Here is a 25,725-nt window from a genome sequence, read left to right on the forward strand (position 1 = left end):
TCAAGCGGAGTAGAGCCCCTTGTCGCGTGCCTTCTGGATCGCCAGCGCGGCGATCAGGTCGAGCGTCGGCGTCGACAGGCCGGCGGTGCGGGCGAAGGCGGCGGGCGCCTTCACCAGCACGTCGATCTCCATGGCGCGGCCGAGCTCGTAATCCTGCAGCAGCGACGGCTTGTGGTTGGGGGCGGGGCCGCTGCGCGTCACGCGCTTGACCTCGGGGATGAAGTGCTGCGCGATGTCGTTCGCCTCGTTCAGCATGCGCGGAATGACGTCGGCCAAGGCCGGGTCGTCACGCACGCCGCGCGCGGTCTGGCCGGTGAGCAGGCACAGCACCGACAGTGACATGTTGGTCAGGAGCTTTGACCAGATCGCCTCGCGGATCTCCGCCACCGGCGGCGATTCCAGCCGTGCATCGTTGAGAACGCCGCGAAGCCTGGTGATGCGCTCGCAATTGCGGTCGTCGCATTCGCCGATCAGCAGGCGGTTGCGGTCCGGCGTCAGGTTCTGCACCACACCGGGCGCGGTCACCTCGTTGGAGGAGAAGACGACGCCGCCGACGATCCGCTCTTTCGGAATGCATGCGCGCAAGCGCCCGCCGGGGTCGAGGAAGGAAATGTCGGGCGGCGTCGGATGCCGCGGCGGCAGGCCGATGCCGTACCACCAGGGAATACCGTTCTGCGCAAAGACGATCGCGGTGTCGTCCTGAAGCAGCGGTTTTATGCTGGCGACCAGCCCCGTCAGCGCGGTCGCTTTGAGCGTGCTGATCACGACGTCCTGCGGGCCGAGCTGGGCCGGATCGCCGGAGGCGTTCACCTTGGCGGTGACCTCGGAATCGCCGACGCGCAGCTTCAGGCCATTGGCGCGGACCGCCTCCAGATGGGCGCCGCGCATCACGCACGAGACCTCATGGCCGGCGCGGGCCAGCCTGACCGCGATATGGCTGCCGACGGCGCCCGCGCCGAAAATGCAGATGCGCATGGTGTGATGTCCCGTCCCTGATCCCTTGATGTCGCCCGGCGGCAGCATGACACAAGCCGCCATGCGATGGACGCGGCCGCCCTACGCCGGAAAGATATGGATCGGGATGAGTTGCCTCAGCCATAGTGGGCGGCAAACAAGATGACCGGAGGATCGCCGATGACTGCCAACCCCGTCCTGTGGACCCTCGATGAGCGTGGGGTTGCGACCGTCACGTTGAACCGGCCCGAAGTGAACAATGCCTATGACGGTGCATTGATCGCAGGCGTGCTCGCGGCCATGGACGATCTCGGCGGGAAGTCCAACCTTCGCGTCGTCGTGCTCCGGGGCAACGGCAAGCATTTCCAGGCCGGCGCCGACCTCAAATGGATCAACGGCGTGCGGCCGCAATCGGCTGAGGCGAACGAGGCGGCGTCGCGTGCGACCTTCGAGGCCGTGCAGCGGCTCAATACCTTGCCAATCCCGACCGTCGCGCTGGTGCAGGGCGGCTGTTTTGGCGGCGGCACCGGCGTGATTGCCGCCTGCGACGTCGTGATCGCGGCGGACAATGCACTGTTTTCGATCACGGAGGTGCGCTGGGGCCTGACCGCCGCGATCATCATCCCGCAGCTTTGCGATGCCATTAGTGTACGTCAAGTCCGCCGCTTCGCGCTGACAGGCGAACGTTTCGGCGCCGAAGATGCCCGCCGCATCGGCCTCGTCCACGAGGTCGTCCCGCTCGCCGACCTCGAAGCCGCCGGCGCCAAGGTGGTCGAGCAGCTCCTTGCCAACGGACCGGAGGCGATGGCCGAGACCAAGCGGCTGGCGCTGGAGAGCTCGTTTGGCGGGATGGCGGTGGACGATGCCGCCTACAAGCGGCTCGTGCACCTGCATTCAGTCAAGCGTCAGAGCGCGGAGGCCGCGGAAGGGCTGGCGTCGTTTGCCGAGAAGCGCGCGGGGCGCTGGAGCAACCAAGGGTAGATTTTGCTCCGACGATGTGCAGGATGGCCACCACTATCGAGAGTGTGGGGGCCGAGAGGTCATGCGTCGGAAGTTCATTCTTGCATTGCCGTTGATCGTCGCAATCTGGCCCGGTCATGCAAGCTCCGATGACAGCGTCGTCTGCAACGACGAGAAGGTTGCCTCAAACATACGCATCGAGGCCTGCACAAGACTGCTCGATCAGGAAAAGAACAAGGAGAGCCGTTCCCGACTGCTGGCCCGCCGCGCCGATGCCTATTTTGACAAGGACGACTTCGCACATGCGTTGGCCGATTTCGACGAAGCGATTGCAGGTCATCCGGGGAATGCTGACGCCTTCATGCGTCGCGGTTTCCTGCACTGGTACCGTCTCGAAGATGACGCCGCGTTCAAGGATTTCGATGCGGCGCTTCGGCTTGATCCGGCGCCATCGCGCCTGTTGTCCCGGGGACGGAGATACGTTTCGCTGCGACAGTTCGATGCCGGGATCGCCGACATGACACGGGCGATCAAGCTCGATCCTCGTTCCAGGGACGCCTATGCGGATCGCGCATGGGCTTACAGCCGGAAAAAGGCATTCGATCTCGCGATCGCGGACTATGACCGGTTGCTCAAGCGTGACCCGAGCGACGGCCGCACCACGCTGGCACGTGACAATGTGCGCGCGGCGAAGGGCGCAGGTGTGAAATCCATCGATGAATACGGCCGCATGCTGGTTGCGCGGCTGCAAATCGAAAAGTCCTACCCGCGGCGGGCCGTCAGCGACAGGGTCGAAGGGACGGCGGAGCTTGCATTCAGCATCAGCCGCTGGGGATTGCTCGCGACGAGCAGCGTGAAAACCAGCTCAGGCTCGGCCATGCTGGATGAGGCGGCGCTCAATACCCTCAGGCAGGCACAACCGTTCCCGCCATTGCCGCCCGGCAGCAGGTCGATCGAGGCCTTCGTGATCTCACTGGTCTATCGAAAACAGTCGGAACGTTAGGCGCCTTGAGCTCGGTCGCGATCTCAGCAGCCGCGGCAGATATTGTTGATGCTGCGATAGACGGCATCGTCGTCCTGCCGCATCTGGCGCATCGTTTCGAGCGTCTTGCTTTCCGCGCTCGGCTCCGGCTTGCGCTTGGCGGCCAGCGCGGCTTCCTGGCGTTGGTAACACGCTTCGCGCTCCGCCTTGGCCTGGATGAACCGGCATTGCGCGACCTCGGCGCGGGCCGGGGCCGTACCGGCCATGATGCCGATCGCGATGGCGGCAGCCATTTGTATTCTTGATCCCATCGTCATTTCCTCGCACCACTCATCATCCCGGAGCAACCCGATATCATCTGCATTGGACCTCTGTCCCGAATCTCGTCGGCGGCGGACTGAAGCGAATCTCCGTAATTCCGCGGGGCCTTCCTTAAGGGTTCAATCATTCCCGGCCATTAGGGTTACGACAATTGTCACGCCATGGTGTCGAATGCACAGACAGGTTTTGGGACTTTGGAAAGCCGGATCAATCGTCGCCGCGGCGGCAGGGCTGCTGGTTCTGCAACCGGCTGCCGCTTCACCGCGATTGATCTCTCTGGCGTTCAATTCCCAGCTGGGGAGCCCGCAGCAGCTCGGGGCCGATGAGTTTCGCCAGAAGCTGGTGGCATCGGCCGGCAAGCGCATCGTGATCGACGAGCGCGCCACCAATGCGCTCGGCAGCGAGAACGCCATCCTGGCGGCGACCCGGGCCGGTTCGGTCGATATGGCGGTGCTGTCGGGGTCTGTGGTCAGTTCGGTCGTCCCCGAACTTGGCGTGTTCGACATTCCCTTCCTGTTCCGCGACACAGCCCACGCGAAGGCCGTGGCGCAAGGTCCGGCCGGCGCGGCAATCGCCACTAAATTCGCGGACAAGGGGCTGACGCTGCTGGCGATCGGCCGGCAGGGTTTTCGCAACGTCACGAATTCCAAACGGCCGGTTCGCACGCCCGAGGATATCAAGGGTCTCAAGATCCGCGTCATTCCGAACGAGATCTACCAGATGACGTTCAAGGCGCTCGGCGCCGAAGTGGTCCCGATGGAATTTCCGCTGGTCTACACCGCGCTGAAGGACGGCCGGCTCGATGGGCAGGAAAATCCGGTGCCGACCATCGCCGGCTCCCGGCTTTACGAAGTCCAGAAATACCTCACGCTGACCGGTCACTTCTTCGCGCCGATCGCGTTCGTCGCCAACCGTGCCATGTTCGAACAGCTTCCGCCGGCCGACCAGGCCATGCTGATCGCGCTGGCGAAGGAGGGCGCGGAGGTGACCTGGCAGGCGAAGCTCGATGCCGCATCGCTCGAGCAGGTGCGTAGCGGCGGTATGGACGTCATCGAGACATTCGACCGCCAGCCCTTCGTCGACGCGGTCAAGCCGCTCGATCAGGAATTCGAGAAGCGGTTTGGCAAGGATCTGCTCGCCGCCATCCGGTCCACTCGTTGAAGAATATCGGATTTGCCATGAAATTATCGCACATGATGTCCCGGGTCGGCGTTCGTCCGCGCGTGTTTGGCGGCTTCGCGCTGGTTCTCAGCTTCCTGGTTCTGCTCGCGGGCTTCGCTATCGTCCAGGTCGAGCGGATCGGCGGAACGGTCAATGAGCTCGTGACCAGCGCTGCCGGCGACGCCGGCATGTCACAGGCGCGCGCCGCGCTTCTGGAGGCGAACTCGGCGGTCGAGAAATTTATCCGAACCTGGAACGTCGGCGACAAGGATGCCGCGGCCAAGGCGATCGACGGCGTCGGCAAACTGGCCGATCAGGTCGACCGGCAGTTCGGCAAGCTGCAAGCGATTGCGGAAGGCATCGGCCCGGTCAAGACCGCGCTGGAAACCTATCGCGCGTCGTTCACCGCGGCAGCGGAGGCGGCGGATCGGCTGCGCGCCGCGACCACGAAAACCGATGCCCAGGGGGCAGCCGCCGGCCTCAATGTCAGCGGCATTCAGGTTGCGCTCGCCAACCGGTCCGAGGACGCGGAGCGGCTGGTCAACCCGATGCGCCTGGCCGGCGTCGTTGACGCATTGCGGATCACCGTGATGCGCTATGGCTCCACTCTGTCGACGGGCGATGCCGACGACGCCAAGCAGGCGTTGTCCTACGCCCAGCTGGCGATCGCAGACACCGAGGCTGAGCTGGCGGGGGTGAACGACGCCAAGCTGAAGGCGCTGGTCGCAGCGCTCAAGACCGCGATCACTGCCGACGCGGCCGCGCTGGACGAGGTCATCAAGGTGGCCGCCGATCTGCGCGCCAGGCAGGCTGAATTGAAGAAGGCCAGTGCGGCAATCGACGACCACGTCAACAAGATCAACGCGAGGCTCGGCACCGTGCGCGCCGAGCAGGGCGACAGGACCGCGGCAGCGGTCGAGCAGACCAAGCAGACCGTGATCGCGACCGCGGCCGGCGCGCTGCTGCTGGGAGCGGTGCTGGCGTGGCTGATCGGCGCCAGCGTGTCGGGTCCTATTCGCAGCATGACGGACCGGATGCAGTCGCTGGCGGCGGGCGAGCTCGATGAGCCGATCCCGGGCGGCGAATCGCGCGACGAGATCGGCCGCATGGCGCGCGCCGTCGAGGTGTTCCGCGAAAACGCGCTGGCGGTTCGCCGCATGGAAGGCGAGGCGACCGCACAGCGCGAAGCCAGCGAGGCCGACCGCGCCCGCATGATGTCGGATCTTGCCGGCCGCTTCGAGCAGGGCATGCAGGGGGTCATTGCCGGTGTCGGCGGCCGTGCCAACGACATGGGGCGCAGCGCCGAGGAGTTGGCAAAGGTTGCCGAGCGCGGACGCGGGCTCGCCGAAGCGGTCGCCACCCGCGCCGAGCAGGCATCGATGAATGTGCAGACCGTCGCCTCCGCCACCCAGCAACTCGCAGCCTCGATCCGTGAAATCTCCAGCCAGGTGCACCGCTCCGTCGCGGTCTCGAACAGGGCGACCGACGAGACCAACCGCACCTCCGAATTGATGCACGGGCTGTCGGATGCGGCTGAGAAGATCGGCACCATCATTCAGCTGATTCAGGCCATCGCCAGCCAGACCAATTTGCTGGCGCTGAACGCGACCATCGAAGCGGCGCGCGCCGGCGACGCCGGCCGGGGCTTCGCAATCGTCGCCAGCGAGGTCAAGAGTCTCGCCACCCAGACGGCGCAGGCGACCGAGCAGATCGCCAGCCAGATCGCGACGATCCAGAGTGCGACCGGCCAATCGGTTCAGGCGATCAGGCAGTTCGGCTCCACCGTCAAGGAAATGGCCGACATCGCCACGGCGATTGCCGCGGCCGTCGAAGAGCAGGGCGCGGCCACTGGCGAAATCGCGCGCAATGTCGAGGAGGCGGCCAACGGCACCACGGCAGTGACGCAGGAAATCGGTCAGGTGCGCGCCGTGGCGGGCGAGACCGACGCCGGCGCCGAAGCCGCCCTGACGGTCGCAGCCGCCCTGAAGCAGCAGGCGGATTCGATGAGGTCGAACGTCGACGATTTCCTCCACACCATCCGCTCGGCGGCCTGAACCCGGAGAAGCCGGCGACGCCACGGAGGCGAACGAGGCGGCCTTACAGCACCGGTAGCAGCGCGCTCTTCAATTCGCGCAAGAGCGCCTGCACTGCGGCGGCGTTGCGCCGCTGCTCGGGGATCGCGGCCTTGACCCACAGCTCGGGAATCGGAAAGTCGCGCAGCACCGGCTTGAGCGTACCGTCGCGCAAGGCATCCGCGACGAGATAGTGAGAGATCAGCGCGATGCCGTTGCCTGCGATCGCGCTGCGCGCCAGCACATGGCCCTCGTTGGAGGAGAGCAGCGGGCTGACCTGGATGCTGATGCGCCCGCGCGGGCCGTCGAAAATCCACTCCGGTCCCGTCGGCAGGAAGCTGAGGCAGCGATGGTCGACGAGGTCGCGCGGGTGCCTTGGCGCGCCGTGCTTCTTCAAATAGGCCGGTGAGGCGCAGAGCAGCCGCTTCAGCGGGCACAGCGGCTCGTCGACCACGCCGCCGAAGGAATGAGGGAAGGCGCCGATGGCGATGTCAAAGCCTTCGGTGACGGGATCGACCGGGCGGTCGATCAGCACGATCTCGAGTTTCAATCGCGGGTTCTGCGTCTGGAAGGCGCTGAAGGCGTCGGCAAGGCGCGCCACGGTGAGCGAGGTCGGCGCCTTGATGCGGAGGTGATCGACGAGATCGTGGCCCTTCTCGCCCATGCGCGAGAGCAGGTCGGTGGCATCGGCGACGACACTGCGGGCGCGATGCACATAGCGCTGGCCGGCTTCCGTCAGGCGCAATTGCCGGGTCGAGCGATGGAACAGCGGCGCGCCGATCCGCGCCTCCAGTTGCGTGACGCGCTTGGCGACGACCGAGGTCGAGACATTGAGCTTGCGCGCGGCGGCAGAGAATCCGGCCGTATCCGCCGTGGCGAGGAAGGCCTGAAGGTTTACCAGGATGTCCATGTCGACCTTTCTCGATTCGAGAAAGCTGATCGCGTATTTTGGTGGATTGTAGCTCCCTCAGCGTTAATTCATAGTCGGCTTCAAGCAAGAGATTTTGGGAGCGGACGCGCATGCGGGCCATGATGATCGAAGAACCGGCACGCCAGGTGCCGCTTTACGGCGAATATGAAGTCGTCGTTCTCGGCGGCGGCCCGGCCGGTATCGTGGCGGCAGCGTCAGCGGCGCGTGCGGGACGAAAGACGCTGCTGATCGAGCGCTACGGCTTCCTCGGCGGCATGGGCACGGCTGCTGGCGTCACCAATTTCTGCGGCCTGCATGGCAATGTCTACGGCCAGGCCCACCGGCTGGTGCAGGGCATGGCGTCCGATCTGCTGGCGCGGATCGATCATTTGAACGGCCTCAACGCGCCACATCTGATCCTCGGCAAGGTTTTCGCCCAGGCCTATGACACCGCGGCCTACAAGATCGCGGCCGACGAGCTGCTCGCAAGCCACAAGGTGCACATCCTCTTCCATGCGCTCGGCGCCGGTGTCGTGATGAGCGATAACAGCCGCATCGATGCGCTGATGGTCGAGACCAAGGCCGGACGGCAGGCGGTCCGCGCCGAGATCTTCATCGATTGCTCCGGCGACGGCGACCTCGCGGTCTGGGCCGGAGCGCCGTTCGAGGTCGGCGACGAGCACGGCCATCCGATGTACCCCTCGATGATGCTCCGCCTCAACGGCATCGATCCCGAGAAGGCTGGCGATGCCTGGCGCACCATCCCGCAATTGATGGAGAAGGCGCTCGCCGCCGGCACCCACACATTCCCGCGCAAGAGCGCGATCGTGCGGCCGCAGAAGTCTGGCATCGAATGGCGGGTGAATTTCACGCAAGTGGCGCGCGAGGACGGCCATGCCATCAACGGCATCGAGCCCGACGACCTCACCCGCGGCGAGATCGAGGGCCGCAAGCAGGCGCTGGCCGCATTCGAGTTCCTGCGCAGCACCGTGCCGGGTTTTGAAAAATCCTACATCGTCGATCTGCCGCCGCAGCTCGGCATCCGCGAGACCCGCCGCATCAAGGGCGGCTACCAGCTCAGCGGCGAGGACGTGCTCGGCTGTGCCTCGTTCGCGGATTCCATCGGCGTCAATGGCTGGCCGATCGAGGCTCATGTTCCCGGCGACGTCGTCTTCACGTTTCCGCCAATCCCGGAATCGCGCGGCTTTAACGAGCTGCCTTACCGGATGCTGGTGCCCGAGGGCGTCGACAATCTCCTCGTCGCCGGCCGCTGCGCCTCGATGACCCATGAGGGCCAGTCGGCGGCGCGGGTTTCCGGTGCCTGTTTCGTGATGGGGGAAGCCGCCGGTTCCGCCGCGGCGCTCGCGCTCTCAGGAAACCGTGTCCCGCGCGACATCCCCATTGAAAAATTGCAGGAAACGTTGAAACAACAGGGCGCCTTCATCGGGCGGGACCAGCCCGTGCCGGAAGGTTTGTGACGGTTGTAACATTACGACCGAGAGAACGACGACGGAGGAAACGGGATGATCGGGATTGCGCGGCTCGCACTGGCTGGCCTGATGACGATCACGGCGATGGGCACGGCCCGAGCCGAAGACGCGCTGAAGGCCAGGATCGGCGTGCTCCGCCTGTCGTCGTCCGCGCCCGTCTTCATTGCGCAGGACAAGGGCTATTTCCGCGAGGCCGGCCTCGACGTCGAGCTGAAGTTCTTCGATGCGGCGCAGCCGATCGCGGTTGCGACCACCTCGGGCGACGTCGATTTCGGCGTCACCGCCTTCACGGCGGGTCTCTACAATCTCGCCGGCAAAGGCACGCTGAAAGTGATCGGCGGCATGAGCCGCGAGAAGGCCGGTTATCCCCTGATCGGCTATTTCGCCAGCAACAACGCCTATGCCGCCGGACTGAAGACGCCGAAGGACCTCGCGGGCAAGCGCGTGGCCGTGACGCAGGTCGGCTCGTCCTTTCACTATTCGCTGGGGCTGCTCGCCGACAAATACGGTTTCAAGCTCGCCGACGTGAAGATCGTGCCGCTGCAATCGCTGTCGAACGCGGCCGCCGCGCTGAAGGGCGAGACGGTCGATGCGGCGCTGCTGCCCATTTCTACCGCGCGAAAGCTGATGGACGAGGGCGGTGCGAAGTTTTTGGGATGGGTCGGCGACGAGACGCCCTGGCAGCTCGGTGCGGTGTTCGCTTCGCCGAAGACGCTGACCAACAAGGTGCTGGTGACGAAATTTCTCGGCGTGCTCGCGAAAGCCGATCGCGAATATCACGACGTCATCCTCGCCGCGATGAAGGACGGCGTCGCGCCCATCAACGACAAGACCAAGCCGCTGCTGGAGATCATTGCAAAATACACCAATTTGCCGGTCGAGCAGGTGGTCGGCAATTGCGCCTATATCGATCCCGACGGCAAGCTGGACGTCAAGAACGTCGACAACCAGATCAAATGGCTGCAGGAGCAGGGCTTTGCCGACAAGGGCTTTGATGCGAACACGATCATCGCCAAGGATTTTGTGAAGGCGGACTAGCCCTTCGTCATTCCGGGGCGATGCGAAGCATCAAACCGGGAATCTCGAGGTTCCGGGTCTGATCCTTCGGATCATCCCGGAACGACGGAGAACAGGATAGACCAGATAGAATGGACCTGATCGCCAACCACATCAGCCATCGTTTCGGCGACCTCGCCGTGCTCGACGACGTTTCCTTCACCGTCGGCGCCGGCGAGGTGGTGGCGATCGTCGGTCCGTCCGGCTGCGGCAAGAGCACGCTGCTGTCAATCCTCGGCGGACTGCTGCAGCCGACCTCGGGCGCGCCGGAGCTGCGCGGGACTCCGCCGGCGGACAGCCTCAATCCGCTGACCTTCGTGTTCCAGGATTTCGCGCTGCCGCCCTGGGCGACGGTGGAGGAGAATGTCGAATTCCCGCTGCTGCATACCCAGCTCTCGGCCGTGCAGCGCCGCGCGCTGGTCGACGATGCCCTGCGCCGCACCGGGCTGACCGACTTCCGCACGACCTATCCGAAGCAGCTCTCCGGCGGCATGCGCCAGCGCGTCGGCATTTCGCGCGCGCTCGCGGTCAAGCCCGCCATCCTGCTGATGGACGAGCCGCTGTCGGCGCTGGATTCGCAGACCCGCGAATTGCTGATGGAAGACTTCGTCCGCCTGCTCGCCGACGGCGGCATGGGCGCGGTCTATGTCACCCATAATCTCGAGGAAGCCGCGCGGCTCGCCGACCGCATCGTGGTGCTGTCGCGGCGGCCGGGCCGCATTCGCGAGGTCGTGACCGTGCCGATGACGCGCACCGAGCGCGGCGAGATCGCTGCGCGTGAAAAGCTGCTGGCGCTTCAGAACCAGATCTGGTCGCTGATCCGCAACGAGGCGATCGACGCCGAGCGCGAGGTCCAGCATGCTTGATCGCGCGGGGGTGTCTGCGAAGGACGATACGACGCGGCGCGTCCGTTTTCGCGGCGCCGGTTTCGTGCCTGCCTCGAGCCGCTTCGGCGGCTGGATCGCGCTCGCCCTCGTCATTGCGATCTGGCAGGCCGCCGGCAACGCCGGGCTCGTCAATCCGCTGTTCCTGCCGGCGCCGGCTGCGATCGCGCGGGCGATCTACGAGCTCGCGATGTCCGGCGCGCTATGGCAGCATCTCTCGGCCTCGCTGCTGCGCATCGGCGTCGGCTGGCTGCTGGGAACAGCGGCCGGTGTCGTCGTCGGCTTCGCCATCGGCCTGTCGCGGCTTGCGCGCAGCGTCGGCATCACCTTCATCTCGGCGCTGTTCCCGATCCCGAAGATCGCACTGCTGCCATTGCTCATTCTCTGGCTCGGCATCGGCGAAGAGCCGAAGATCGCGACCATTGCACTCGGCGTGTTCTTCTCGACCGCGATCTCGGTCTATAGCGGCGTCGATGCGGTGCCGCGCAACCTCATCCGCATGGCGCAAAGCTTCAACGTCCCCTTCGCCACCATCGTGCGCAAGGTGATCTGGCCCGGCGCGCTGCCCGCCATCCTCGCCGGCTTCCGCATCACCGCGTCCGTCGCGCTGCTGCTCGTCGTCAGTGCCGAGATGATCGGCGCCCAGTACGGCATCGGCGCGTTCGTGCTTCAGGCCGGCAATCTGATGCAGACGGATCAGCTGCTAGCGGGCGTGGTGATCCTGTCGGTATTCGGGCTTGCGGTGGGGAAGGTGATCGGCTGGCTGGAGACGCGGCTGTTGCACTGGCGGTGAATCCGCTGTCGTCCCCGCGAAAGCGGGGACCCATACCGCGTGATCTATCGGGGAAGAGCGGTCTTCGTACCGACGAAGATAACTACGAATCTTCGTCAAGCTCCTTCCTGGGGTTATGGGTCCCGGATCTGCGCTTCGCTTGTCCGGGACGACACCGAGAATGAGGCCAATACGCTAGCCGTCACGCGTTCCCGCGATCCTCGCGAAACAGATCCAGCTTCTGCTGCACCGGGCGATCCGAGAAGCTGAACAGCACGGCGTCGTCTTCGGCCTCGTGCGTTACCCATTGCCAGCTCGGCACCACGAACAGATCGCGCGGGCCCCATTCGAAAACGGCGTCGCCAATACGGCTGCGTCCCTTGCCCTCGATCGGACAGAACACCGTCGCATCGGTCGCGCGGTAGCGTGCGGTCTTGAAACCCTTCGGCAGCAACTGGATGAAGGTGCCGATGGTCGGCATTGCGAAATCACCGGTCTCGGGGTTGCTGAATTTCAGCTTCAATCCGTGGCAGGCGTCCCACTCCTGGCTCGCGCGGGCTTTCTCCAGCGCCTCGCGGGTGTAGGCATAGGGATAGCTGAAGATCGGTGAGGTCTTGGACGATCGCTTCACATCGACCGGCAGCAGATTGTGGCCGTAGCGCGCAAAGCTGTCGCCGGCGGGCCTTGTGATCCTCTGCTGGTCTTCCTTGGAGCCTTCCGCAAAGGAGCAGTCGAAGAACTGCACCAGCGGGATGTCGAGGCCGTCGAGCCAGAACATCGGCTCAGTGGTCTCGTTGGAGTGATCGTGCCAGGTCATCGACGGCGTGATGATGAAATCGCCGGGCTCCATCGCGGTGCGTTCACCGTCGACCGCGGTGTGGGCGCCCTTGCCTTCGAGCACGAAGCGCAGCGCCGACTGGCTGTGCCGGTGTGCGGGCGCGACGTCGCCGGGCACCACCATCTGCACGCCGGCATAGAGCGAGGTCGTGATTTTAGACTGGCCGCGCAGGCCGGGGTTCTCCAGCACCAGCACGCGCCGCTCGGCTTCCTTGGCCGTGATCAGTCGGCCGGCTTCCGTCATGTAGTCGCGAATGACGTCGAATTTCCACAGATGCGGGCGGCAGGCGCTCCTCGGCTCCGGCGTGATCAAATCGCTCATCACCGTCCACAGCGCGGTGAGGTTTTCGCCGTCGATCTTCTTGTAGAAGGCTTCGCGTTCCGGCGTCTTGGTCACGGCTTCCATGGTGCGGCTCCCGTTCGTTTTGTTGATTGACAGTATACTGACGATCTAGGTAGCGTCAACGTGACGAACGGCCTACAAAGCCGCTGTCATTCCGGGGCGCGCCGAAAGGCGCGAGCCCGGAATCCATACTCCCGATCGTGGTTATGGATTCCGGGCTCGTCGCTAACGCGTCGCCCCGGAACGACAAACAAAATACAGGGAGGTTTCCGATGAAGCTGCACGGCTATTTCCGCTCCAGCGCCGCCTATCGGGTGCGGATCGCGCTGAACCTCAAGGGCCTCGGTGCCGAGCACCTGCCGCATCATCTTCGCAAGGGCGAGCAATGTGCACCCGCCTATCTCGCCATCAATCCGCAAGGGCTGGTGCCGACGCTGGAGAACGATGCGGGAGCGGTACTGACCCAATCGGTCGCCATCATCGAATGGCTCGACGAGACGCATCCCAATCCGCCGCTGCTGCCGAAGGATCCGCTGCGGCGCGCGAAGGTGAGGGCGTTCGCGCTGGCGATCGCCTGCGACACCCACCCGGTGCAGAATTTGAAGGTGCTGGCGCGGCTGCGCGAGCTTGGCCTCGCCGAGGAGAAGGTCCAGGACTGGGCGGCGTGGGTCAACCGCGAGGGGCTGTCGGCCTGCGAGACGCTGATCAGTGACGAGATGGGGCCGTTCTGCTTCGGCGATGTCCCGACGCTCGCCGATCTCTGCCTGGTGCCGCAACTCGCCAATGCCCGCCGCTTCGGCGTCGATGTGTCGGCTTATCCGCGGCTGCTGAAGGCGGAAGCTGCGGCAAAGGCGCTGCCGGCCTTCGCCAACGCCGCCCCGGAGAAGCAGCCCGATGCCGAGTAAGCCCGCCGCTCCGATCACGATCGACGCGGTCTATGCCGCGCCGGGCTATCTGTTCCGGCGCATGCAGCAGATCGCGGTCTCGATCTTCATGGAGGAGTGCAAGGCGTTCGATCTCACGCCGGTGCAATATGCGGCGCTGATCGCGATCCACACCCATCCCGGCATCGACGCGACACGGCTGTCGGCGGTGATCGCCTTCGACCGCTCCACGCTCGGCAGCGTGATCGAGCGGCTGCAGGGCAAGGATTTTATCGAGCGCAAGCCGGCACCCGAAGACAAGCGGATCAAGCTGCTTTATCTGACGAAATCAGGCGCCGCGATCCTGCGCGAGATCATCCCCGCCGTCGAGCGAGCCCAGGCGCGCATGCTGGAGCCGCTGAAACCCGCCGACCGCAAGGCGCTGATGGGGCTTTTGGTGCAGCTCGTCGACCTCAACAACGAGGCCTCACGTGTGCCGCTGCGCGCGGAGGACGCGCTGGAGCATCTGGGGAAGGGTGGGTGAGGGGGGAGTGTGAGTGAGGCTGCACCAGCACCTCATTCTCCGCTGTCGTCCCGGGGCGCGCGAAGCGCGAGCCCGGGACCCATAACCCCAGGGAGAAGTTTGGCGAAGATTCGTGGTTACCAGCTGCGCGCCGCAACTTTTCCCTGTGGTTATGGGTCCCCGCCTTCGCGGGGACGACACTTATGGTGTGGAGAATCCATCGGCCTCACATCCGCAACAACGCCTGCCGGTCGATCTTCCCAGTCCCCGTCTTCGGCAGCTCGTCGATGAAGATCACCTCGCGCGGATATTTGTAGGGAAGCAGCTTGCCCTTGACGTAATCCTGCAGCCGCCGCGTCGCCTCATTCTGATCGGTCGCGCGATTGTTCATCACCACCACCGCCTTCAGCGTCATGCGCCGGTCCGGCAGCTCGGCGGCGAACACGGCGCATTCGCGGATGTCGGGGTGGTCGGCCAGGCACAGCTCGACCTCGAGCGGGTAGACCCACTGGCCTGAAATCTTGATGAGGTCGTCGGCACGGCCGCGGAAGAAGTGGAAGCCGTCGGCATCGCGCACGAAACGGTCGCCGGTGTAGATCCAGCCACCCTCGCGGATGGTCTCGGCGGATTTGTCCGGCCGGTTCCAGTATAGCGGCGTGTTGGAATCGCCGCGCACCCACAGGATGCCTTCCTCGCCGTCGGCGACGTCGCGGCCGTCTTTGTCGCGCAGAGCGACCTCGTAGCCGGGCACGCGCAGGCCCGCGGCGCCGAGCTTCTTCTGCGCGGGGCGGTTGGAGAGGTAGATGTGCAGCACCTCGGTCGAGCCGAGGCCTTCGACGATCTCGAGGCCGGTGAGCGTCTTCCAGCCGTTGAAGACGTCCGCAGACAAGACCTCGGCCGCGGAAAGCGACATGCGCAGCGACGAGAAGTCGGTCTTGTCTGCTCCCTCCGCCTTTGTCAGTGAGGTGTACAGCGTCGGCAGGCCGAAGAAGACCGTCGGCTTGTATTGCTCGATCGCGGCAAAGATCGATGCAGGCTTCGGCTGCCCCGGCAGCAGCAGCGTCGCGGCACCCGCGGAGAACGGGAAGGTGACGGAGTTGCCGAAACCGTAGGCGAAGAAGATTTTCGGCACCGAGAAGCAGATATCGCCGGGCGTCAGCTTCAGCACGTTCTGCGCAAATGCGGCATCGCTGTAGGCCATGTCGTGCTGGAGATGCACGATCCCCTTGGGCCGGCCGGTCGAGCCGGACGAGTACATCCAGAACGCCATCTCGTCGCGATGGGTGTCCGCTTCCGCGAGCTCGGCCGGGAACTGCGCGAGCCAGCCCGGCGCCGCGATCGCCGCAGGCGCGGCGTGGCCGTGCGCTTCGCCGTTGACGACTATCAGCGTGCGCAGGCAGGTCGCCGCGCAGGCCTCCGCATCGAAGCGCGTCGCGAATTCGGCATCCGCCACCGCAACCGCCGCGCCGGAATCGGCGAGATAGAATTGCAGCAGGTCCGGCGGCGTCAGCGTATTGATCAGGAGCGGCACGAAGCCGGCGCGCACCGCGCCGAAGAATGCGGCCGGATAGGTCGGGGTATCGTCGAGGAACAGCAGCACGCGGTCGCCGCGCTTCAGGCCGAGCGACTCGAACCCGTTGCCCCAGCGGCAAGCTTCCGCGCAGAGCTCGGCATAGCTGCGCGTCCCCGCTGGCCCGATCAGCGCGGGCTCGTCGCCGCGGCCCTTGGCGAGCTGGTCGAACAGCACGCGGCTGGCATTGTAGATTTGCGGAATGGCAAAGCCGATTTCGCGGGCGCCCGGGCTGTCGGCGGGCACCTGGTCGCGGATCTCGCGGCTCATGCGGCATCTACGCCGTTCTTCTCGGCCTCGTAGCGCGTCATGAAGGCGGGCGACATTGCGCGCAGCCGGGGGTCGTCGATGCGGCCGGAGCGGGTGATGTAGCTATAGGCGAAGTCCATCAGGCCGAGCTGCATGTGCTGGGCAAAGTTCTCGTACCAGAAGGCCGAGGTGCGCGCGGCATTGACGAGCTTCTGCACCACCGGTTTTCGCGCGGCCTGGTAACGGTGCAGCGCGGTCGAAAGATGCGCATCCGATTCCAGCGCCTTGACCAGCGCAATGGCGTCCTCGATCGCGAGCCGCGTCCCCGAGCCGATGGAGAAATGCGCCGAGTGCAGGGCGTCGCCGATGAGCACCATGTTCTTGAACGACCAGTGCTCGTTCCAGACCCAGGGAAAGTTGCGCCAGACCGACTTGTTGGAGACCAGACAGTGGCCGCCCAGCGTGTCGGCAAAGACCTCCTCGCACACGCCCTTGGACTGCTCGGCATCCTTGTAGGCGAAGCCATAGGCCTGCCATGTCGCGTGGTCGCATTCGACCAGGAAGGTGCTCATGGTCGGGGAGTAGCGGTAGTGATGGGCATTGAAGGCGCCGCGGTCGGTCTTCACGAAGGTCTGCGACAGCGTGTCGAAGCGCTTCGAGGTCCCGTACCAGACGAACTTGTTGGAGGAGTAGGACAGCGACGTGCCGAAATCGCCCTCATAGGCGCGCCGCACCAGCGAATTCAGCCCGTCGGCGGCGACGATCAGATCGTGGCCGTTGAGCTGGTCGATGGCGTGGATCTGGGTGTCGAAGCGCGGCGTGACGCCGGCGTCGAGCGCGCGATGCTGGAGGAACTGCAGGAGCTCCAGCCTGCCGATCGAGGAGAAGCCGACGCCGTCGATGGCGACGCTGTCGCCGTGAAGGTTGAGCGTGATGTTCTCCCAGCTCTCCATGTGCGGCGCGATCGCATCGACCGTTTCGGGGTCGTCGGCGCGCAGGAACTCCAGGGCCTGATCGGAGAACACGACGCCAAAGCCCCAGGTCGCGTCGGCCGGGTTCTGTTCGAACAGGTCGACTTGATCCTCGGGGTGACGCTTCTTCCAGAGATAGGCGAAATAGAGCCCACCGGGCCCCCCGCCAATCACGGCGATCCGCAACGCCTGCCTCCCTAATTGACAGTATACTTACTATCTAGGGGTAGACTAATGTGCTCCGGCCGTCCACGCCAGTGGAATTATCGAAGGCGAGGCGCGTCGAAGCCTCCTCCAGGACACGCGCGTCTGGCGCGTATCCGAAGCAGTGACGTTGCGAACCATAGCCAAACCGTGCGGGCTTGGCCATCGGGGGTCAGACGCAGCGTTTCATGTAGACGCCGTTCACCAGCACCCTGGTACAGCGGACCGCGGGAACCGGCTTGCGCACCACGACGGCCGCATTCGGCCCGGCGCAGCCGGCGCGGTAGACGCCACGGGCGCAAACCACCGCGTTGGCATCGGTAGACTCAAAGGTCATGCTCGTGCCGAAGGCGAGGAGCGCGGCAGCAATAAGCAGAAATGAACGCATGTTGTCCTCCCGGTCTTGTCGTGATTGAAATCGGTGACTTGCAAAGGGTTTGTCGTGGCCGGCGCGCGAAAATTCATTCGCGCGCGGCCGATCATGGTCGCGCCCTTGGCGCGCAATCCAGCGCCGCTTATCGCGCGGCGAATGGCGCCAGCACTTCCTTGCAGGCGGGCGACAGTGACGCGGCATTGCTGGAGATGCATTGCACGATGCGGCCCCCGCCCGGTGCGACGCCGGCGCAGAGCGTGCGGATGTCGGCACCGCAGGCCGAGCGCACGATGAACAGCTCTTCGCGCGGCCGCAGCGGGCGCAAAGCGATTACGGCCGGCGTCGCCGTCGCCGCCGCTGGCGCTGCGCCCGCAGGCGCTGCCGTTGCAGCGGCGCCGCCGCCACCGGTCGCGGCGCTCACCGCCTTCTCACAGGCCGGCGAAACCTTGGCCTTGTTCTTCTCGAGGCATTCGAGGGCGGGGGCGCCACCCGGTGGCACGCTCGCGCACACCTTGGGATAATCGGCGCGGCACGCGCTCTTGACCGCGGCAATCTGCGCGCTGCTCGGCTGCTTTGACGCCGCCGCTTTCGGAGCGGCTGCGGCGGCGGGGGCGGCTTCGGTCTTTGCCGGTTCAGACTTGGCGGGTGCAGCTTCAGTCTTCGGCGCGGCAGCGGGCTCGACCGCGCGAACCGCGGTCTGGCATCCCGATGACAGGCCGGACATGTTCTTCTGGAGACATTGATACGCCTCCACGCCGCCGGGCGTGACGCTCGCGCAGTGCGCCATGAAGTCCGAGCGGCATGCGGAACGGATGGCGCTCTTCTGAGCCTCGGTCGGCGCTTGCGCGAATGCGCCTGTTGCAGTTGCGAAGAGCGTTGCCGCCAGCAGCGCGCGACGCGTTGATGCATGTTTCAACGTCTTGAACATTTGGGTAAATTCCCTGCCCTGTCGGTCACGCCGACAATTTTCAAATGTAATGCAAGCAATCATTGCGGGTGATGCCGCGTGCAGCATCATTGGCTGCCTCGGCCTCTACCGCAAGTAGATTATACGGGCGCAATTGCGACGTAACTAGAGCACGATCCGGAAAAGTGTACGCCGCTTTCCCTCGCGACAAACGCGGAACGCGTTTGCGCGGAGATCATGCTCAAGCAATACGTCGTCAGAGCTTGACCATGCGCTTGCCGCGGTTCTCTCCCGCGAGCAATCCGATCAGCGCCTTCGGCGTGTTCTCCAATCCGTCGATGATGTCCTCCTGCACCTTCAGCTTGCCGGATGCGACCCAGCCCTGGAGGTCGGCGAGCGCACGCTGGCTCTCCTTCATGTAGTCCATCACGATGAAGCCCTGCATGACGAGCCGCTTCACCACGATCAGGCCGGGCACGCCGCGCGGGCCGTGCGCGGCAGGCGCGCCATCATATTGCGAGATCGCACCGCAGCAGGCGATGCGGCCGTAATTGTTCATTTGCGGCAGGCAGGCTTCCAGAATGTCGCCGCCGACATTGTCGAAATAGACGTCGATGCCTTCTGGCGCGGCCGCGCGCAGGGCCTTGAACACCGCGCCGTCCTTGTAGTCGACGGCGGCATCGAAGCCGAGCTCGGAGGTCAGCCAGTTGCACTTGTCGGCGCCGCCGGCGATGCCGATCACGCGACATCCCTTGATCTTGGCGATCTGCCCGACGATCGAGCCGACCGAGCCGGCCGCCGCGGACACCACGACGGTCTCGCCCTCTTTGGGCTTGCCGACCTCCAGCAGGCCGAAATAGGCGGTGAGGCCGGCGATGCCGAACACGCTGAGCAGATGCGTCATCGGCTCCAGCTTTGGCATTTTCGTGAGATGCTTTGCCGGCACCGCGGCAAACTCCTGCCAGCCGGTGTCGCCGAACACGATGTCGCCGGCAGCCAGCCCCGGCGCCTTAGAGCTGACGACCTCGGCGATGCCGCCGCCGGCCATCACGCTGTTGGCCTCGACCGCGGAGCGATAGGTCGCGCCGTGCATCCAGGCGCGGTTGGCCGCGTCGAGCGAGATGTAACGCACCTGCAGCAAGGCCTCGCCGTCCTTCGGCTCCGGCATCGCACCCTCGACCATCTTGAAGTGCTCGGCACCGAGCTTGCCGCTGGGCTTTTCGACCAGAAGAATCTGGCGATTGATGCTGCTGCTCATGGCGTTTCCTCTACGTTTGCTTGACGATTATTGATGCAGCCGCCGCAAAGAAAACGTGCAAGCCGCATTCGTTGTGCGCTGCATGAAGGCTAGATCGCGCCGACCTGTTTCGCAACGGGAACATCCGGCCATCGCGCGCGCACGCCAAGCGTGTTGCGTCGTCGTCATATCTGCGACATCATGAAGCGCCGGTGTAGGTGGGGGTAAGCGATGTCGAACAGGTTTACGCAATACATTCTGGCCGCGATGGTGCTGGGCATCGTCATGGGGGCAGCGATCTTCAACTTCCTGCCCGACACTAGAGCCGAATGGGCTTCCTCCATCAACCTGATCGCGATGATGTTCCTGCGCCTGATCAAGATGATCATCGCGCCGCTGGTGTTCGCGACCCTGGTCGGTGGCATCGCGCATATGGGCAGCGGCTCGCGGCTCGGGCGCATCTTCGCCAAGACCATGGGCTGGTTCGTCAGCGCGTCCTTCGTGTCGCTGCTGCTCGGCCTCGTCATGGTCAATCTGCTCCAGCCCGGCGCGAACTTCCCCGGCACGCTGCCGCAGGCGGGGCAATCGACCGGCTTGCCGGTCTCGGCCTTCTCGATCGAAAAATTCCTGACCCATCTGATCCCGACCTCGATCGCCGATGCGATGGCGCAGAACGAGATCCTCCAGATCGTGATCTTCGCCGTGTTCTTCTCGGTGGCGATGGGTTCGATGCCCGAGCGGTCGAAGCCGATCCTGGCGATGATCGACGACGTCGCTCACATCATGCTCAAGGTGACGAGCTATGTGATGCTGTTCGCGCCGCTGGCGGTGTGGGCGGCCATCACGGCCACCGTCGCCAAGAACGGTCTCGGTGTGCTGTGGAAGCTCGTCGTCTTCATGGGCGGCTTCTATCTCGCGCTGGCGATCCTGTGGGGCATCCTGATGGTCGTCGGCTTCATCGTGATCGGGCCGCGCTACAGCCATCTCTTGAGACTGATCCGCGAGCCGTTGATGATTGCGTTCTCGACCGCGAGCTCGGAAGCGGCCTATCCGAAGACGCTGGAGGGGCTGACCAAGTTCGGCGCCTCGTCGCGGATCTCGAGCTTCGTGCTGCCGCTCGGCTATTCCTTCAATCTCGACGGCACGATGATGTACTGCACCTTTGCGAGCATCTTCATCGCGCAGACCTATCACATCGAGATGTCGCTCGCGACGCAGCTTGCGATGCTCGCGACCTTGATGATCACCTCCAAGGGCGTTGCTGGTGTGCCGCGTGCGTCTCTCGTGGTCATCGCCTCGACGCTGTCGCAGTTCGGCATCCCCGAGGCAGGCCTGCTGATGATCATGGGCATTGACACGTTCCTCGACATGGGACGCAGCGCCACCAACGTGATCGGCAATTCGCTCGCGACTGCGGTGGTCGCGAAGTGGGAAGGTGAGCTCGGGCCCGAGCACGAGCTCGGACCCGGCGAAGCGACGACGCCGGACATGGTTCCGGGCGAATTGCCCGCGATGGCCGGCCATTGACGGGAGTGCGTCATGCGCCTTTCAACGGCGATATCGCGCGGCGTGTTGCTGGCGGCGTGCCTGCTGGCAACCGGCGCCTCCGCCCAGAGCGGCGGCAGCGAAGGGCTTAGCCCGACGTTGTCGGCCATTAAGAACGGGCACACCGTGCGGCTCGGCTATCGCGAGAGCTCGCCGCCGTTCTCCTTCCTCGACCAGTCGGGCCGACCGATCGGCTACAGCCTCGAGCTCTGCGAGGCCATCGTGGAGGAGATCGGCGTCGAGGTCGACGATCCCAATCTGAAGATCGACTACGTCAAGGTCACCTCGGACGACCGCATCGACGCCGTGCTCCAGAACAAGATCGACCTGGAATGCGGCTCGACCACCGCCAATGCCGAGCGCGGCAAGCGCGTCGCGTTCTCGCCTTTGATGTTCGTCGCCGGCACCAAGCTAATGGTGCCGAAGGCGTCAAAGGTCCAGTCGTTGACCGATCTGAAGGGCAAGACAATCGTGGTGACGAAAGGCACCACCAACGAGCAGGCGATCCACGCGGCCGACAAGAAGTCCTCGCTCGGGCTGAATATCGTCACCTCGCCGGATCACGAGCAGTCCTACCAGATGCTCGTCGATGGCAAGGCCGATGCGTTCGCAACCGACGATATCCTGCTCTCCGGCCTGATCGCGCGTCACAAGGCGCAGGACAAGTTCCGCGTCACCGGCGATTACCTGTCCTATGACCCCTACGGCATCATGTTCAGGAAGGGTGAGCCTCAGCTGACGGCGGTGGTCGACCGCACCTTCCGCAAGCTCGGCTCCAATCAGGACCTCATCCCACTCTACAACAAATGGTTCATCGCACGGCTTCCGACCGGGGAACGCCTGAACGTGCCGATCTCCCTGCAGCTGGAGGAAGCGTTCAAGTCGATGGACGATTCCGCCAGCGCGAATAATTGAGCGCTTACTTCCTTCTCCCCTTGTGGGAGAAGGTGGCGCGAAGCGCCGGATGAGGGGTCTCTATACTCACGGTAAATCCACGTTGAGGAGAGAGACCCCTCACCCGTCTCGCCGCTACGCGGCGAGCCACCCTCTCCCACAAGGGGAGAGGGGACGCAGCGCACTTTGTCGCAAGAGTTCGATCAACGATATGCCCCAAACACCCGATCCAGCGCCGCGTCGTACGTCGCCTGCACCAGCTCCGGATGCAGCTTCGCCAGCGCTTCCATCATCACGCCGGAATTGATTTCCAGCACCCGCCACGCGCCATCGACACGGACCACGTCAATCGATGCGAAGGTGATGCCGATGGTGTCGGCGGCTTCCACGGCGAGTTTTGCGCAGGCCGCTCGGACTTCGCCGTCCTCCATCAGCACCGGCCGCGCCCCCGCGTCGAGATTGTGCCGCCAGTTCAGGATGCGCTGCTCGCCCTTCGGGACAATGGCGTTCACCTCGCGCGTACCGAGCTCGGAGAGCCCCCTGTCATGTCCCGCCGCGGTCGCCAGCTCACGCAAGGTGTGCACGCCGTCGCCGACGACCTGCGGGCGCTCCTTGCGGTAGACGAGCATCGGCTGACCAGCGAGCAGGATGACGCGGACCTCGTCCTCGATCTCGACATAGGGCGCGATCACGAGACCGAGGCTCGATGCAAACACCTCGGTCACGGCGCGATCGAGCGCGTCGCGGTCCGTCACCTTGAACACCGCGCGTCCGGACGTGCCCTCGTTCGGCTTCACCACGACGCCTTGCGGATTCTGCCTGAGCAGCGCCAGCATCGCCTGCTGCCAATCGGGGCCTGCAACATGCGCGCCCATGCTCGGGTTGAGAAAGAGATGATGCGGAACGCATGGTACGCCCTCAAGCGCCAGCACCTCGGCAGTGGCCGATTTGTCGTTGGCGAGGCGGTGCGCGATCGCGCTGTTGAGGCCGATGTCGTAGCCGAACGCGAAGTGGCGCTTCGCGCGGCTGCGCATCGCGAGCAGCCAGCCGCCGGCGCGGACGTCGAGCGCGATGCCATGGGTCGCGCAATAGCGCCTGATCGCCTGGACGAAGATCCGCTCGCCGCTTGCCATGTGTTCAGTCGTTCCTGGCGCCAAAAGCCGCAAAAATGCGGGAAGCGGCGCCAAACCGGGGTGAAAGTCAGAGCTATTCTTAATGAAATTCTCGCGAGCGCGACGGAAATTAAGTGCTGCAATCAGGCCTTGGAGGGAAAAGAAATTGCCCGCCGCGCATCCCCGGCAGCAGATTCATTAATGATGTGGCCATTCCCGCCGCAAATGCCGGTCTGAGCGGCGTCAATTGCATCCGGAACGAGGTTGATTATTGGCCTCAATGGCGTAGATCACAGACGCGAAATCCTCCGCCATGGCAATGGTGTCCGCCCCGTTTTCAGGGGCCGGGCAACGCTTTTGCCCTAAAACCGCAATTATTCGGAATATCGAAAATCATGAGCGCGTTTTACCGAGAGAAGGTTCTTTCCGTCCAGCACTGGACCGATACGCTGTTCAGCTTCCGCGCCACGCGCGACACCGGCTTCCGCTTCCAGAACGGCCAGTTCGCCATGATCGGCCTCGAGGTCGACGGCCGTCCGCTGCTGCGCGCCTACAGCATGGCGAGCGCTAACCACGAGGAAGAGCTCGAGTTCTTCTCGATCAAGGTTCAGGACGGCCCGCTGACCTCGCGCCTGCAGAAGATCAAGGAAGGCGACACCATCCTGGTCGGCCGCAAGGCGACCGGCACGCTGATCACCGACAACCTCATCCCCGGCAAGCGGCTGATGCTGCTCTCGACCGGCACCGGTCTCGCGCCCTTCGCCAGCCTGATCAAGGACCCCGAGGTCTACGACCAGTTCGACAGCATCGTGCTGGTGCATGGCTGCCGCCAGGTCTCCGAGCTTGCCTATGGCGAGAAGCTGGTTGCTTCCTTGCGCGAGGACGAGCTGTTCGGGGAGCTGCTGGCGGACAAGCTGATCTACTACCCGACCGTGACCCGCGAGCCGTTCAAGAACCGCGGCCGCATTACCGACCTCATCAACTCCGAGCAGATCTTCAACGATATCGGACAGGGCCCGCTCGACATCGAAACCGACCGCATCATGATGTGCGGCAGCCCGGCGATGCTGGAAGAGCTGAAGGTGATGTTCGAAGGCCGCGATTTCATCGAGGGCTCCGGCAACAAGCCCGGCCATTTCGTGATCGAGAAGGCGTTCGTCGAGCGGTAAGCGCCTCATTTTCTGAGCGACGCCTCTAGCCGCAACATCGGTGTCCTCCCGGGGCGCGCGACTTGTCCGCCGTAGCTCGAAGAGCGAAGGCGGAAGCGCGAGCCCGGGACCCATAACCACAGGAAGTGGTTTGGCGAAGACTCGGAGTTGAGAGCTTCGCGCGACAACTGCTCCCTGTGGTTATGGGTCCCCGCGTTCGCGGGGACGACAGTTGAGAGCTTGACCGGCATCTCGCTACACCCTCGCCAGCCACGCACGTCCCTCACCATCCTCCCCCGACTTTGTTATTGGCGCGTCTCGCGCGGGCCTTGTTATAAGCTCGCGCTAAAATCTCGCCGCGATGTTGCAATGCGAGAGCTGGGGAGCTGCGTAAATCTTGTCCGTGATCGACCATGGTCCGCCGAAACCGACCGCCTTCGTGCTGGCGGGCGGCGGCAGTTTTGGAGCGATCCAGGTCGGCATGATGCATTCACTGGCGCGGCACGGGGTCGTCGCCGATCTCGTCGTCGGCTCCAGCGTCGGCGCGATCAACGGCGCCTATTATGCCGCCGACCCCTCGCTCAAGGGCGTGCTCGGGCTTGAAGCCGTCTGGCGCGGCCTGAAGCGTCATGATGTCTTCCCGGTCACCTGGAAGAGCCTCGCCGGATTCATGTGGCGGCGCGATTTCCTGATTCCCCATGACGGCATCCGCAAGCTGGTCGAGGACCACATCCCCTATCGCAACCTCGAGGATGCCGCGCTTCCGGTGCACATCGTCACCACCGATTTCGTCTCCGGGGAGAGCGTGGTGTTGTCGGAGGGGGCGACGGTGGACGCGATCCTGGCGTCAACTGCGATCCCCGGCGCGTTCTCGCCGGTCTACTACCGCAATCGGTTCCTCGCCGACGGCGCGCTCTCCTCGAACACCCCGGTCCGGGTCGCGATCAGGAAAGGCGCAAAACGGCTGGTCGTGCTGCCGACCGGGCACGCCTGCGCGGTGAAGGATCCGCCGGTGGGCGCGGTTGCCAATGCCCTGCATGCGCTGACGTTGCTGATCGCCCGGCAATTGGTGGCGGAGCTCGAGGGGCTGGCGTCCGACATCGAATATGTCGTGGTGCCGCCGCTCTGTCCGCTGGTGGGATCGCCCTACGATTTTTCGCGGACTGACGACCATATCGAGCGCGCGGTCGCGAGCACCGATGCCTGGCTGGCGCGAGGCGGCCTCGAGCAGCACGGCGTCATTCCGCACGAGGCGCAGCCTCATGGTCACTGATTTGTCATTCCATTTGAATCTATTGCACTGCGAAGCCCGCCGCGGGATGGATTGATTTGCGGCATCCGGATTCGGTAGCCTCAAGGCGGGGTCCACGTCATATCTGTGGACGTG

The 25,725-nt window shown here is 64.6% G+C and carries 24 protein-coding genes; 14 read left to right on the top strand and 10 right to left on the bottom strand.

Features of this window, described 5'->3' with window-relative positions:
• The gene (locus AB7008_RS03840; protein ID WP_441261181.1) at positions 1-975 is read right to left on the bottom strand and encodes a ketopantoate reductase family protein; all 975 of its coding nucleotides are present in this window, start codon (positions 973-975) and stop codon (positions 1-3) included.
• A 159-nt stretch (positions 976-1,134) separates the two neighbouring features.
• Here AB7008_RS03840 and AB7008_RS03845 point away from each other — a divergent pair, with 159 nt between their 5' ends.
• Complete coding sequence (locus AB7008_RS03845; protein ID WP_441258450.1) at positions 1,135-1,935, top strand: enoyl-CoA hydratase-related protein; 801 nt, start codon at positions 1,135-1,137, stop codon at positions 1,933-1,935.
• An 85-nt stretch (positions 1,936-2,020) separates the two neighbouring features.
• Complete coding sequence (locus AB7008_RS03850) at positions 2,021-2,917, top strand: TonB family protein (RefSeq protein ID WP_441258451.1); 897 nt, start codon at positions 2,021-2,023, stop codon at positions 2,915-2,917.
• Between the two features lie 23 nt (positions 2,918-2,940).
• On the opposite strand, the gene AB7008_RS03855 is transcribed toward AB7008_RS03850, so the two are convergent.
• Positions 2,941-3,189: a hypothetical protein gene (locus tag AB7008_RS03855; RefSeq protein WP_100213744.1), complete on the bottom strand. Its 249-nt coding sequence runs from the start codon at positions 3,187-3,189 to the stop codon at positions 2,941-2,943.
• Between the two features lie 199 nt (positions 3,190-3,388).
• Between AB7008_RS03855 and AB7008_RS03860 the strand changes: the two genes are divergently transcribed.
• Together AB7008_RS03860 and AB7008_RS03865 are read left to right on the top strand one after the other, a co-directional pair.
• Positions 3,389-4,378 (top strand): TRAP transporter substrate-binding protein, encoded by a 990-nt coding sequence (locus AB7008_RS03860; RefSeq protein ID WP_028159943.1) that lies wholly within the window; start codon positions 3,389-3,391, stop codon positions 4,376-4,378.
• Positions 4,379-4,395: 17 nt separating this feature from the next.
• Complete coding sequence (locus AB7008_RS03865; RefSeq protein ID WP_248881171.1) at positions 4,396-6,432, top strand: methyl-accepting chemotaxis protein; 2,037 nt, start codon at positions 4,396-4,398, stop codon at positions 6,430-6,432.
• Between the two features lie 43 nt (positions 6,433-6,475).
• Here AB7008_RS03865 and AB7008_RS03870 read toward each other — a convergent pair whose 3' ends face one another.
• Positions 6,476-7,360, bottom strand: a complete 885-nt coding sequence (locus AB7008_RS03870) for a LysR family transcriptional regulator (RefSeq protein ID WP_441258452.1) — start codon at positions 7,358-7,360, stop codon at positions 6,476-6,478.
• Between the two features lie 110 nt (positions 7,361-7,470).
• Here AB7008_RS03870 and AB7008_RS03875 point away from each other — a divergent pair, with 110 nt between their 5' ends.
• The 4 genes from AB7008_RS03875 to AB7008_RS03890 all read left to right on the top strand — a co-directional run bounded on the left by AB7008_RS03875 (position 7,471) and on the right by AB7008_RS03890 (position 11,583).
• Complete coding sequence (locus AB7008_RS03875) at positions 7,471-8,838, top strand: FAD-dependent oxidoreductase (protein ID WP_441258453.1); 1,368 nt, start codon at positions 7,471-7,473, stop codon at positions 8,836-8,838.
• 45 nt (positions 8,839-8,883) lie between these two features.
• Positions 8,884-9,888 carry an ABC transporter substrate-binding protein gene (locus AB7008_RS03880; protein ID WP_304494679.1) on the top strand — a complete coding sequence of 335 codons (1,005 nt, stop codon included), beginning with the start codon at positions 8,884-8,886 and terminating at the stop codon, positions 9,886-9,888.
• A 110-nt stretch (positions 9,889-9,998) separates the two neighbouring features.
• Positions 9,999-10,772, top strand: coding sequence for an ABC transporter ATP-binding protein (locus AB7008_RS03885; RefSeq protein ID WP_441258454.1), 774 nt, complete (start codon positions 9,999-10,001; stop codon positions 10,770-10,772).
• Positions 10,765-11,583 (top strand): ABC transporter permease, encoded by an 819-nt coding sequence (locus AB7008_RS03890; RefSeq protein ID WP_441258455.1) that lies wholly within the window; start codon positions 10,765-10,767, stop codon positions 11,581-11,583. Before AB7008_RS03885 ends, AB7008_RS03890 begins: the two co-directional genes overlap by 8 nt.
• A 181-nt stretch (positions 11,584-11,764) precedes the next feature.
• Here the strand turns inward: AB7008_RS03890 and gtdA are convergent, their stop codons facing one another.
• Positions 11,765-12,805 (bottom strand): gentisate 1,2-dioxygenase, encoded by a 1,041-nt coding sequence (gene gtdA / locus AB7008_RS03895; protein WP_441258456.1) that lies wholly within the window; start codon positions 12,803-12,805, stop codon positions 11,765-11,767.
• A gap of 209 nt (positions 12,806-13,014) precedes the next feature.
• Between gtdA and maiA the strand changes: the two genes are divergently transcribed.
• Together maiA and AB7008_RS03905 are read left to right on the top strand one after the other, a co-directional pair.
• Complete coding sequence (maiA, locus tag AB7008_RS03900; RefSeq protein ID WP_441258457.1) at positions 13,015-13,647, top strand: maleylacetoacetate isomerase; 633 nt, start codon at positions 13,015-13,017, stop codon at positions 13,645-13,647.
• Positions 13,637-14,149 carry a MarR family winged helix-turn-helix transcriptional regulator gene (locus AB7008_RS03905; protein ID WP_028159952.1) on the top strand — a complete coding sequence of 171 codons (513 nt, stop codon included), beginning with the start codon at positions 13,637-13,639 and terminating at the stop codon, positions 14,147-14,149. The genes maiA and AB7008_RS03905 overlap by 11 nt, the downstream gene beginning before the upstream one ends.
• A gap of 205 nt (positions 14,150-14,354) precedes the next feature.
• Here AB7008_RS03905 and AB7008_RS03910 read toward each other — a convergent pair whose 3' ends face one another.
• The 5 genes from AB7008_RS03910 to AB7008_RS03930 form a co-directional block, all read right to left on the bottom strand.
• Positions 14,355-15,968 (bottom strand): benzoate-CoA ligase family protein, encoded by a 1,614-nt coding sequence (locus AB7008_RS03910; RefSeq protein WP_304492512.1) that lies wholly within the window; start codon positions 15,966-15,968, stop codon positions 14,355-14,357.
• Positions 15,965-17,104, bottom strand: a complete 1,140-nt coding sequence (locus AB7008_RS03915) for an FAD-dependent monooxygenase (RefSeq protein WP_441258458.1) — start codon at positions 17,102-17,104, stop codon at positions 15,965-15,967. Before AB7008_RS03915 ends, AB7008_RS03910 begins: the two co-directional genes overlap by 4 nt.
• A 190-nt stretch (positions 17,105-17,294) precedes the next feature.
• Entirely contained in the window at positions 17,295-17,510 is a 216-nt protein-coding gene (locus tag AB7008_RS03920) for a hypothetical protein (RefSeq protein WP_441258459.1), read from the bottom strand.
• A 127-nt stretch (positions 17,511-17,637) separates the two neighbouring features.
• Entirely contained in the window at positions 17,638-18,423 is a 786-nt protein-coding gene (locus AB7008_RS03925; RefSeq protein WP_304492514.1) for a cysteine rich repeat-containing protein, read from the bottom strand.
• A gap of 235 nt (positions 18,424-18,658) precedes the next feature.
• Positions 18,659-19,660 (bottom strand): NADP-dependent oxidoreductase, encoded by a 1,002-nt coding sequence (locus tag AB7008_RS03930; protein WP_041960133.1) that lies wholly within the window; start codon positions 19,658-19,660, stop codon positions 18,659-18,661.
• A 210-nt stretch (positions 19,661-19,870) separates the two neighbouring features.
• On the opposite strand from AB7008_RS03930, the gene AB7008_RS03935 reads away from it, so the two are divergent.
• Together AB7008_RS03935 and AB7008_RS03940 are read left to right on the top strand one after the other, a co-directional pair.
• Positions 19,871-21,166 (top strand): dicarboxylate/amino acid:cation symporter, encoded by a 1,296-nt coding sequence (locus tag AB7008_RS03935; protein WP_038934453.1) that lies wholly within the window; start codon positions 19,871-19,873, stop codon positions 21,164-21,166.
• Positions 21,167-21,178: 12 nt separating this feature from the next.
• Positions 21,179-22,099, top strand: a complete 921-nt coding sequence (locus AB7008_RS03940; protein ID WP_304492516.1) for an amino acid ABC transporter substrate-binding protein — start codon at positions 21,179-21,181, stop codon at positions 22,097-22,099.
• Positions 22,100-22,281: 182 nt separating this feature from the next.
• Here the strand turns inward: AB7008_RS03940 and AB7008_RS03945 are convergent, their stop codons facing one another.
• Entirely contained in the window at positions 22,282-23,211 is a 930-nt protein-coding gene (locus AB7008_RS03945; protein ID WP_441258460.1) for an ATP-grasp domain-containing protein, read from the bottom strand.
• Positions 23,212-23,585: 374 nt separating this feature from the next.
• Here AB7008_RS03945 and AB7008_RS03950 point away from each other — a divergent pair, with 374 nt between their 5' ends.
• Positions 23,586-24,359 (top strand): ferredoxin--NADP reductase, encoded by a 774-nt coding sequence (locus tag AB7008_RS03950; protein WP_014490313.1) that lies wholly within the window; start codon positions 23,586-23,588, stop codon positions 24,357-24,359.
• A 382-nt stretch (positions 24,360-24,741) separates the two neighbouring features.
• On the top strand, positions 24,742-25,611 hold the full coding sequence (locus tag AB7008_RS03955; protein ID WP_244464249.1) for a patatin-like phospholipase family protein: 870 nt from the start codon (positions 24,742-24,744) through the stop codon (positions 25,609-25,611).
• The last annotated feature ends 114 nt before the right edge of the window (positions 25,612-25,725 follow it).

It is taken from the genome of Bradyrhizobium sp. 521_C7_N1_3, assembly GCF_052075975.1.
GTDB classification, from domain to species: domain Bacteria; phylum Pseudomonadota; class Alphaproteobacteria; order Rhizobiales; family Xanthobacteraceae; genus Bradyrhizobium; species Bradyrhizobium japonicum.